General features: G+C 71.3%; 10 protein-coding genes. 4 read left to right on the top strand and 6 right to left on the bottom strand.

The annotated features are described in order from the left end of the window. Positions 1 to 3: 3 nt before the first annotated feature. Together alc and allB are read right to left on the bottom strand one after the other, a co-directional pair. Complete coding sequence (gene alc / locus FNH04_RS33465) at positions 4 to 1,161, bottom strand: allantoicase (protein ID WP_322724592.1); 1,158 nt, start codon at positions 1,159 to 1,161, stop codon at positions 4 to 6. A gap of 64 nt (positions 1,162 to 1,225) precedes the next feature. Beyond that, a complete protein-coding gene (gene allB, locus FNH04_RS33460; protein WP_152789606.1) occupies positions 1,226 to 2,566 on the bottom strand; it encodes an allantoinase AllB in 1,341 nt (446 codons plus the stop codon). A 305-nt stretch (positions 2,567 to 2,871) separates the two neighbouring features. Between allB and FNH04_RS33455 the strand changes: the two genes are divergently transcribed. Further along, positions 2,872 to 3,669, top strand: coding sequence for an IclR family transcriptional regulator (locus FNH04_RS33455; RefSeq protein WP_322724594.1), 798 nt, complete (start codon positions 2,872 to 2,874; stop codon positions 3,667 to 3,669). A 112-nt stretch (positions 3,670 to 3,781) separates the two neighbouring features. On the opposite strand, the gene FNH04_RS33450 is transcribed toward FNH04_RS33455, so the two are convergent. Continuing rightward, a complete protein-coding gene (locus FNH04_RS33450; protein ID WP_322724591.1) occupies positions 3,782 to 4,096 on the bottom strand; it encodes a DUF5955 family protein in 315 nt (104 codons plus the stop codon). A gap of 221 nt (positions 4,097 to 4,317) precedes the next feature. Here FNH04_RS33450 and FNH04_RS33445 point away from each other — a divergent pair, with 221 nt between their 5' ends. Further along, positions 4,318 to 4,917 (top strand): nucleotidyltransferase family protein, encoded by a 600-nt coding sequence (locus FNH04_RS33445; protein ID WP_152789601.1) that lies wholly within the window; start codon positions 4,318 to 4,320, stop codon positions 4,915 to 4,917. A gap of 201 nt (positions 4,918 to 5,118) precedes the next feature. Next, positions 5,119 to 6,744 (top strand): malate synthase A, encoded by a 1,626-nt coding sequence (gene aceB / locus FNH04_RS33440; RefSeq protein ID WP_152789600.1) that lies wholly within the window; start codon positions 5,119 to 5,121, stop codon positions 6,742 to 6,744. 12 nt (positions 6,745 to 6,756) lie between these two features. Here aceB and FNH04_RS33435 read toward each other — a convergent pair whose 3' ends face one another. Beyond that, positions 6,757 to 7,059: a SelT/SelW/SelH family protein gene (locus FNH04_RS33435; RefSeq protein ID WP_152789599.1), complete on the bottom strand. Its 303-nt coding sequence runs from the start codon at positions 7,057 to 7,059 to the stop codon at positions 6,757 to 6,759. Next, entirely contained in the window at positions 7,056 to 7,970 is a 915-nt protein-coding gene (locus tag FNH04_RS33430) for a HipA family kinase (protein ID WP_152789598.1), read from the bottom strand. The genes FNH04_RS33435 and FNH04_RS33430 overlap by 4 nt, the downstream gene beginning before the upstream one ends. A gap of 359 nt (positions 7,971 to 8,329) precedes the next feature. Here FNH04_RS33430 and FNH04_RS33420 point away from each other — a divergent pair, with 359 nt between their 5' ends. Then, positions 8,330 to 9,112, top strand: a complete 783-nt coding sequence (locus tag FNH04_RS33420; protein WP_152789597.1) for an SGNH/GDSL hydrolase family protein — start codon at positions 8,330 to 8,332, stop codon at positions 9,110 to 9,112. Positions 9,113 to 9,187: 75 nt separating this feature from the next. Here the strand turns inward: FNH04_RS33420 and FNH04_RS33415 are convergent. Beyond that, positions 9,188 to 10,075: IucA/IucC family C-terminal-domain containing protein (locus FNH04_RS33415; protein ID WP_322724590.1), on the bottom strand; the 888-nt coding region annotated here is incomplete at its 5' end.

Here is a 10,075-nt window from a genome sequence, read left to right as displayed (position 1 = left end):
CCCTCAGCCCCCCAGCTCCTGATGCCGGGCCGACAGACTCGCCGCCCCCTCCCCCGTCAGCGACCCGTGCAGCCGCAACCGGGAGATCCCACCGTCCGGGTATATGTCGACACGGGCGTGCGTGGCGACCACCGCGGCGTCCAGGACGAAGCGGTGGTTCGTGTCGGGCTGGAGGCGGGTCCGGGGCAGGATCTCCACCCACGCGGCACCCTCGGCGCCCCCGGCACCCTCGCTCTCCTCACCGTTCCGTACCGACACCGACGCCCACCCCGCCGCGTTCCCCTTCAGATACGCCGTGTCGATCTCGATCGTGCGGATCTCCGACTGCGCGGCCAGCCGGTAGCGGATCCAGTCGTGCCCCTGGTCGCGCCGCCGCCGGGTCTCCCAGCACTCGTGCATCACCCGCGCCCGCCCGGGCTGGATGGTGTTCGAGGCGGGCGAGTAGAAGAGGTTGGAGGCGTCCTCCGCGAGGCCGCCGTTCTCCAGGGCCACCACGTCGAACGTGCCGAGGGCCGCGAGCCACCCCGGGTCCGGGACCACCTCGCCGTAGGCCCGCAGGCGCGCGATCCCCCCGTCGGGGTGCTGGTTCACACGCAGGTGGGTGAAGCGCTGTTCGACCGAGACGGCGAAGCCGTTGGCCGCGTGGCCGCCGACCGGGGTGCGGGGCACGAGTGACGTCCACTTCACGTCGTCCGCCAGCAGGTCCTCCGGCGACGGGGTGCCGGGGACGGACACGCCCTCGATCGACACCGCCTGCGGGTAGTTGCCGCGGAAGTGGGCCGTGTCGACCACGATGCCGCGGATCACTCCGGGCGCGCCGAGACGGACCAGCGCCCAGTCGTGGTCCTCCGCGGTCGGCCACGGGTGCTCGGCCGACGCGCCCCTGCGCCGCCGCGTCTCCCAGCCGTCCATGATCTTGCCCTTGTGCCCGAAGTGCTCGGGGTCGAACTCGGCGCGCTCGGGCAGGAGCAGGTTCTCTCGCTGCGCGAAGAACTCGTCGTTGGCGGCGATCACTCCGGCGCCGAGCCGGCGGTCGGCGAGGTTGGCGTACCGGGTGAAGGTGAAGTCGGCGGTGCGGTAGTCCGCGTACGGGTCACCGCCTCCGTACGGGTTCGCGTCGCCGGTGAAGCGAGCCAGGGGGGATTTCTGCTGCGCCGTCACGGTGATCAGATCCGCCTTTCAGGGGTCGGCCACTGCGGTAGGAGGAGGGGTCGGGGGCCGGGAGTCAGGACGGGCGCGTGAGGAGCCTGCCCTTCGGTTCGGTGAACTCGCCGTCGGCGACAATGCGTTCGCCGCGCAGCCAGGTGGACCGGACAACGCCGTACAGGGTCTTTCCCGCGTACGCGGTGACCCGGTTGCGGTGCTGGAGGGCCGCCGGGTCCACGGTGAACGTCTCGTCGGGCGCGAGGACCGCGAAGTCGGCGTCCCGGCCCGCCTCGATGGCGCCCTTGCGTCCGTCCAGACCCACCAGCCGCGCCGTCCGCTCCGACATCCAGCGGACCACGTCCTCCAGTCCGTGCCCCCGCCCGCGTGCCTCCGTCCACACCGCCGGCAGGCTGAGCTGAAGGCCGGAGATGCCGCCCCACGCGGTGGCGAAGTCGTCGGTCTTCAGGTCGGCCGTGGACGGCGAGTGGTCGGTGACGACGCAGTCGACGGTGCCGTCGGCCAGCGCCTGCCAGAGCAGGTCCTGGTTGGCGGCCTCGCGGATGGGCGGGCAGCACTTGAACTCGCTCGCCCCGTCCGGGACCTCCTCCGCCCGCAGGGTCAGGTAGTGCGGGCAGGTCTCGACGGTGATCCGTACGCCCTCCCGCTTGGCCGCGGCGATCAGCGGCAGCGCGTCGCTCGACGACAGATGGAGTACGTGCACACGGGCGTCCAGACGCCTGGCCTGTGCGATCAGCTGGGCTATGGCCATGTCCTCGGCGCCGCGCGGACGTGAGGCGAGGAAGTCGGCGTACTTCGGGCCGCCCTGCTGCGGGGCCGCCGCGAGGTGGTGGGGGTCCTCGGCGTGGACGATCAGCAGTCCGCCGAATCCGGCGATCTCCGCCATGGACAGGGCGAGTTGGTCCTGGTCCAGCTCGGGGAACTCGTCCACGCCCGACGGCGACAGGAACGCCTTGAAGCCGAAGACGCCCGCGTCGTGCAGCGGGCGCAGGTCCTTGACGTTGCCGGGCAGCGCACCGCCCCAGAAGCCCACGTCGATGTGCGCCTTGGCCGCGGCGACCTCCTGCTTCGTACGGAGGTGGTCGACTGTCGTGGTCGGCGGGAGGGAGTTGAGGGGCATGTCGACGAGAGTGGTGACGCCTCCGGCCGCCGCGGCACGCGTCGCGGTCCAGAAGCCCTCCCACTCGGTGCGGCCGGGGTCGTTGACATGCACGTGGGTGTCGACGAGACCGGGCAGCAGGACGTCGTCGCCGAGGTCCTCCAGCCGGGCTCCGGCCGGCACCTCGGTGTCGTACGGCAGCACGGCCGTGATCCTTCCCCCTGCGACGGCGACCGAGGCGGCGCGCGTCCCTTCGGGAGTGATGACGCGCGCCGAGCGCAGCACCAGCTCGACGTCGCCCAATCCGTTGTCGGACACCCCGGCCCCTTCTCTCGCACCAATTCCGCACCAGCTACGGCACCAGGCCACGCGCTGTCCCGCGCCCCCCCGCACCAGGCACTTCAACGATCTGTTGAGGGAGTGTTCATGTCCCCTCCGCCACCGTCAAGAGCATCCTCGTCCACCCTGCGCCCCCTTCCCAACCCCTACCCATTTCCATGTTATGAAATTAATATTCCAACAAGCAGAACATAGTGGTGCACCAGCGGGGCGGTATCCGGCTCACGGGTAGGCTGCTGCCCTTGTCTACCAGCCGAAAGGAACGCGCCGTGCCGTCGTCGCGCGCCAGCACCACCGACAAGTCGTCCACCGCGAGCAGCGGCGTCCAGTCCCTTGAGCGCGCCTTCGACCTGCTGGAGCGGATGGCGGACGCCGGCGGCGAGGTCGGCCTCAGCGAGCTGTCCGTGAGCAGCGGGCTGCCGCTGCCCACCATCCACCGGCTGATGCGCACACTGGTGGTCTGCGGTTACGTCCGGCAGCAGCCCAATCGCCGGTACGCCCTCGGGCCCCGACTGATCCGTCTCGGCGAGTCCGCGTCACGGCTGCTGGGCACCTGGGCCCGCCCCCACCTCGCCCGACTGGTGGAGGAGACCGGCGAGACGGCCAACATGGCACTGCTGGACGGCGACGAGATCGTGTACGTGGCGCAGGTGCCGTCCAAGCACTCGATGCGGATGTTCACCGAGGTGGGCCGCCGGGTGCTGCCGCACTCCACGGGCGTGGGCAAGGCGCTGCTCGCCGGCTTCCCGGACCACGAGGTGCGCGCCCTGCTGGCCCGTACCGGCATGCCCGCCGCGACGGAGAAGACGATCACCACGCCCGAGGGCTTTCTGGCCGCCCTGGAGGACGTACGCGGCCTCGGGTACGCGGTCGACGACAACGAGCAGGAGATCGGGGTCCGCTGCCTGGCCGTCTCCGTGCCCGACTCCCCCACCGCCGCGGCGATCTCGATCTCGGGGCCCGCGGGCCGCGTCACGGAGGCGGCGACCGAGCGGATCGTGCCGGTGCTCCAGCAGGTGGCCGCGGAGCTGTCGGAGACCCTGGCGAGCTCGGGCACGGGGGCGTAAAGGGCTCCCGGCCTCCGGTCACGTACGACTCACCCGGCAGACTCCCGGTACGACCGGGGCGCTCGGACCTCCCGACTCCACCGGACTCCACCGGAGTCGCCGGCCCACGCGCTCACCGCCCCGGCGGCTCCCCGAACAGTTCCACCGCGCTGCGCACCTCCGCCAGGCCCTTCGCCAGGGCGCTGACCGAGCCGATGGAGCCCGCGATCAGGAGCAGGGAGCGGCGCAGGCGGGGGACCTCGGGGATTCCGCTGACCGCCATGGCGGCGAGGGCCGCGAGCTCGTCCTCGGCTATGACCCGGTCGGGGAACTCGGCGGGGTGAGTGGCGAGTTCACGGCGCAGCCGGGACACGGCGGACTTCAGCTCCGCCACCCTCGGGTCCTCGTCGCTGCCGGTCACTGGCCTCTGCCCCAAGCTCCGCAACACAGCTCTCCCCCCTCGCACGCCACTGTGCGAGTCCATCCTCGTACGGCCCAACCGCCCCACGGCGTTGGTCGGGCGCCCTGGGATGCGGGCAAGTAAAGACCACCGGATGTCGTGGGCGCCACCTCGCGGACCGAATTTCAGCCCCGCGACATCGCACGGCCGGCCGGTGGCCACCGGTCCCGGCCGCGACGGTTCGGGTACGCATCGGGTATGCAGGGGGCATGACGGACGACAACGACCAGGTCGCCGGGCTGCTGCTGGCCGCGGGCGGCGGGCGACGCCTCGGGGGCCGCCCCAAGGCACTGCTGCACCACCGGGGGCGCCCACTCGTCGAACACGCGGTCGGAGTGCTGCGGAGGGGCGGCTGCGACCGGATCCATGTGGTCCTCGGGGCCGGGGCCGACGCCGTACGCGAGCGGGCCGTGCTGCCCGGCTGCGTACTGGTGGACAACCCGGAGTGGGCGGGGGGCATGGGGTCCTCGCTGCGGGCCGGGCTGGAGTCGCTGGCCGGTACGGGCGCCCGGGCCGCGCTGGTCCTGCTGGTCGACCAGCCGGGAATCGGGCCTCAGGCGGTGGCGCGCGTACGGGCGGCGTACAGGTCCGGGGAGTCCCTCGCGGCGGCCGCGTACGACGGGGAGCGGGGACACCCGGTGCTCTTCGGTGCCGCCCACTGGGCGGGCATCGCCGCGAGTGCGACCGGGGACCGAGGGGCACGCACCTATCTGAAGGCGCGCGAGGACGAGGTGACGCTCGTCGAGTGCGGGGACGTGGCACGGCCGTACGACATCGACACGGAGAGCGACCTGGTTCACCTGGAGTGAGCGGGGTGGCACCGGGCGCCGCACCGGCTCGAAGCGGAGAATCCCGACGTCAACAAATTATTGAACTTCCACCATGAGGAAACTAGTATCCACTGTACAGAAGCGCCTGGCTGCCCTCCGGTGCTGTCAGCCGTATCCGGGGCCGTCGGCACCCAGTGCCGCGGTGTACTCACGTCAGCTCGCTGAAGGAAGTGACACCTCATGTCCGCACCAGCGCCGACCTCGCTGGCCATCGTCGACGCCGAGCCCCTGCCCCGGCAGGACGAGGTCCTGACCGAAGCGGCCCTCGCCTTCGTGGCCGAGCTGCACCGGCGGTTCACGCCCCGGCGTGACGAGCTGCTCGCCCGCCGTACGGAGCGCCGCGCCGAGATCGCCCGCACCTCCACGCTCGACTTCCTCCCTGAGACCGCCGCGATCCGCGCGGACGACTCCTGGAAGGTCGCCCCGTCACCCGCCGCCCTGGACGACCGCAGGGTCGAGATCACCGGCCCCACCGACCGCAAGATGACCATCAACGCCCTCAACTCGGGCGCGAAGGTGTGGCTCGCGGACTTCGAGGACGCCTCGGCACCGACGTGGGAGAACGTGGTCCTGGGCCAGGTGAACATGGCGGACGCGTACACCCGGAACATCGACTTCACCGACGAGCGCACCGGCAAGTCGTACGCCCTGCGACCGAACGAGGAGCTGGCGACGGTCGTCATGCGCCCGCGCGGCTGGCACCTGAACGAGCGCCACCTGGTCGACGCCGACGGCACACCGGTCCCCGGCGCGCTCGTCGACTTCGGCCTGTACTTCTTCCACAACGCCCAGCGTCTGCTGGACCTCGGCAAGGGCCCGTACTTCTACCTCCCGAAGACGGAGTCGCACCTGGAGGCCCGCCTCTGGAACGAGGTGTTCGTCTTCGCCCAGGACTACATGGGCATCCCGCAGGGCACGGTCCGCGCCACCGTCCTGATCGAGACGATCACGGCCGCGTACGAGATGGAGGAGATCCTCTACGAACTCCGCGACCACGCCTCGGGGTTGAACGCGGGCCGCTGGGACTACCTCTTCTCCATCGTCAAGAACTTCCGTGACGGCGGGGCGAGGTTCGTGCTCCCGGACCGCAACGCCGTGACGATGACGGCCCCGTTCATGCGCGCGTACACCGAACTGCTCGTCCGCACCTGCCACAAGCGCGGCGCCCACGCCATCGGCGGCATGGCGGCCTTCATCCCGTCCCGGCGCGACGAGGAGGTCAACAAGGTGGCCTTCGAGAAGGTGCGCGCCGACAAGGACCGGGAGGCGGGCGACGGTTTCGACGGCTCCTGGGTCGCCCACCCCGACCTGGTGCCGATCGCGATGGAGTCCTTCGACAAGGTCCTCGGCGACAAGCCCCACCAGAAGGACCGGCTGCGCGAGGACGTCCGCGTCGAGGCCGCCGACCTGATCGCGGTCGACTCGCTGGACGCCAGGCCGACGTACGCGGGCCTGGTCAACGCCGTCCAGGTCGGCATCCGCTACATCGAGGCGTGGCTGCGCGGCCTCGGCGCGGTCGCCATCTTCAACCTGATGGAGGACGCGGCCACCGCCGAGATCTCCCGCTCCCAGATCTGGCAGTGGATCAACGCGGGCGTCGTCCTCGACAACGGCGAGAAGGTCACCGCCGACCTGGTCCGCAAGGTCGCCGCCGAGGAACTCGCGAACATCAGGACGGAACTCGGCGAGGAGGCCTTCGCGGCGGGCAACTGGCAGCAGGCCCACGACCTGCTGCTGAAGGTGGCGCTGGACGAGGACTACGCCGACTTCCTGACACTGCCGGCGTACGAGCAGCTCAAGGGCTGACGCTCACACGGCTCACTTGTCCGAGTGGCCCAGGGACTTCCCCGGGGCCACTCGGTCGCGTACGGCCTTCTTCACGGCGGTGGGTTCCGGGAAGCCCTGTTCGCGGCGGTCCCACACCACCTCGTCGTTCACGCGGACGACGAAGACGCCGCCCGTGCCGGGCTTCAGGGACAGCTCGGTCAGCTCGGCCTCGAAGGTCGTGAGCAGTTCCTGCGCGAGCCATGCGGCGCGCGGCAGCCAGCGGCACTGGGTGCAGTACTCGATCTCGACCCGCTGGGTGCCGTACTCGATCCGGATCCGCTGGGTGTCTGTCATTCGAGGTGCACCGCCCCATCCTGTTCCGCCGCCGGCCGGCCGTGCAGGTCGGGGACCCGCTGGAGCCAGGCCGGGCGGCCTCGTTGTGTTCTCGCCGCGCGGAGGGCGTTCTCGGCGGCCAGTTCCTCACGGCTGGGGAACTCCGTGGGCAGCCAGGTCCCGGACGCCTTGACGCGCGCGGAGAGGTAGTCCACGTACGCGTCGCGGGCCTCGTCGGGCGTGGCGAAGGCCGGTTCGTCGGCCAGCCAGGCGTCGGGCACCTCCTGGACAACCTCGCGCAGGAGTTCGTCGGTCACGCGCGGCGCCAGCTCGGCGTCGGCGGCACGCGTGTCCGGGGTGTAGTGGCCGAGGGCGTGGTGGCGGAAGTCGTACGCCTTGTCCGGTGCCGAGGTGTCCCAGCGGTGGTGGAAGACGAGGGCGGCGCCGTGGTCGATGAGCCACAGGCGTGGGGGCGCGATGCCGAACGTGGGCCAGACCATCAGGTTCGAACTGTGCGTGGTGCGGTCCACGTTGGCGGTGAGGGCGTCCAGCCAGATGATCCGGCCCGCTTCGAGCGGGTCGACGACGAAGGACCTGGCGACCTCCGGGGTGAAGTCCTTCGCGCCCGGCAGGTGGTCCATGCCGAGGTTGAGGCCCGGGCTCGCGTTCAGCAGGTCCCGTACCTCCTGGTGAGGCTCCTCCGCGCCGAGGGCCGGGTCGAAGTGGACGAGGACCAGCTCGGGGAAGCGCAGCCCGAGAGCCCGCGCCAGCTCTCCGACGATCACCTCGGCGACCAGTGCCTTGCAGCCCTGCGCGGAGCCGGTGAACTTCACGACGTACGTGCCCAGGTCGTCGGCCTCGACGATTCCGGGGACCGAGCCGCCGGTCCGCAGGGGCTCGATGTAGCGGGTCGCGGTGACCTCTCTCAGCATGTCCCAAGGCCCCACGGATTGTTTGCCTTATATTCCACGGCACGCCCCATCGTGGCGCAGCCCGGGGAGAACTCCGCGATCAGCCCTGGGAGAATCCGGGGAGTTTCGACCGGCATCCGCGTCTCCCTCTCTCCCCAGCAGTCCGTCAATGGCGGTGCGGCCCTGGCTTCCGGCCTCCGGCATGAAGTGAGCATAGTAACCAAGCGTGACAGCCGGGGACGAGTGCCCGAGGCACAGGTATGCCGCAGCGCGTGGAAGCCGCCCTTCGGCGCCGCCTCCCACCGCCGGTCCTTCGCGCAGCGACCGCGAGACGCAGGGCCCCCTCTACCGGGCCCCGCCCATCCGTAGACTCCTCTCCCATGACGGCCCCGCACCCCTACACGCGCTACATAGCCATCGGCGACAGCCTTTCGGAGGGCCTCGGCGACCCCTCGCCCGCAGGCGGCCACCGCGGCTGGGCCGACCGGCTGGCGGAGATCCTCGCGGGGCATCAGCCCGGCCTCACGTACGCCAACCTCGCTGTACGAGGGAAGACCGCCGCGCAGATCAGAGCCGAACAACTGGGCCCCGCGATAGAACTCGAGCCGGATCTGGTGACGGTGACGGCAGGCATGAACGACCTCGTCCGGTCGGGTTTCGACGCGGCTTCGGTCGTCGCCGAGGTCGAGGAGATGTTCGTTCGTCTCACCGCGTCGGGCGCCCGCGTCGCCATCATGACCTTTCCGGACCTGGGAAAGGTCTCACCGCTCGCACGCCGAGTGCTCCCGCGCATCGTCGACCTCAACACCCGGCTGCGGGCCACCGCGGAACGGCACGGTGTGGCCGTCCTGGACGTCTTTCCCCACCCGGTGACGACCGATCCCCGTCTGTGGAGCGACGACCGGCTGCACACCAGTCCACTCGGGCACGCACGGATCGCCTCGGGTATGGCACACGTGCTCGGACTGCCCGACCACGCCGACTGGACCGATCCGCTGCCGCCGCGACCTCCCGTCCCCGTGCTCAGAGCCGTGGGCACCGAAGTGCGCTGGGCCGTGGACTTCCTGGGCCCCTGGCTGTGGCGGCGCCTCCGCGGACGTTCCTCGGGCGACGGGTGCTCGGCGAAGCGGCCCGAGCCGGGACCGGTGACGCTGTCGGCCTGAGGGGCGGAGACCGTCCATGGCGGTGCGCTCCTTGCTGCGGTATCCAAGAGGCGGGTGTACGGGTCCCGCCGGTGTTCACGCGCCACGCAGGGGGTTGGGCAGGGGCAGGTAGCGGGCGTCGGCGCCGTCCGCGGCCGTCCAGCGCAGCAGCAGGTTCGTCTTGCCGGGCAGGGTGGGCGCGTCGAGGAGGGCGGCGATCTCGGGGATCTCCCCGTGGCGTGCCAGCTCGCGACGGGCGGCGGGCCAGAGGCCGGTGCCCGGGTGGCGTTCGGCGACGGCTTCCGCGATCTCCATGAGGTTGTTGACGACCAGGCCGTACACCAGCCGCTCCCAGCCCGCCGGGCGGGCCACCTCCGGCAGCAGCTTCACGCCCTCCGCGTCGCGGAACAGGGCCTGGACGGGGGTGCCGTCGCTGTCGACGGCGACCAGGGTGTTCTGGAGGTGGGCCTCGAGGACGACGCCGTGGTGGAGGGCGCCCAGGGCCGGGGGTACGACCGCGCGCAGATACGCCTCCCACCAGGCGGCCGGGTCGGCCGTACGGTCGAGCGGGTTGCCGTCGAAGTCCTCGGTGAGGGCCGCGGCGAGGAGGGGCGTGGCTCCGGGGGCGAGATGGGCGCCGAAGCCGTCGCGGACGAGGACGGCGAGTTCCTCGAAGGCGAAGTCGGCGGTGCGGTAGCCGCGGTCGCTCAGCCAGGCGCCGGGCAGGCCGGCGAACGCCGTGGCGACCGCCGTGTCCGTGCGGTGGAGTCTCAGCAGGTCGTGGCGCCAGAGCCGACGTACGTCGTTGGTGATGCGGACGTCCAAACTGAACTTGAGGAAGAGGTCGTCCTCAGGGGCGTACACCGTGCGGACGGCCGCCGTGGGCCACACCGGTCCCGGGGTGTGGCCCAGTCGTACGAGCCGGCCGTCCGTGAAGGCGGGGGCCAGCTCACGGCCGAGGAGGGCGAGTTGCCAGGGGTGGGC

Origin of the sequence: Streptomyces phyllanthi (assembly GCF_009377205.1) — a bacterium.
Taxonomy (GTDB): domain Bacteria; phylum Actinomycetota; class Actinomycetes; order Streptomycetales; family Streptomycetaceae; genus Streptomyces; species Streptomyces phyllanthi.
Note: the sequence above shows the minus strand (reverse complement) of the source record. Positions and strands in the feature narration are given on the sequence as shown.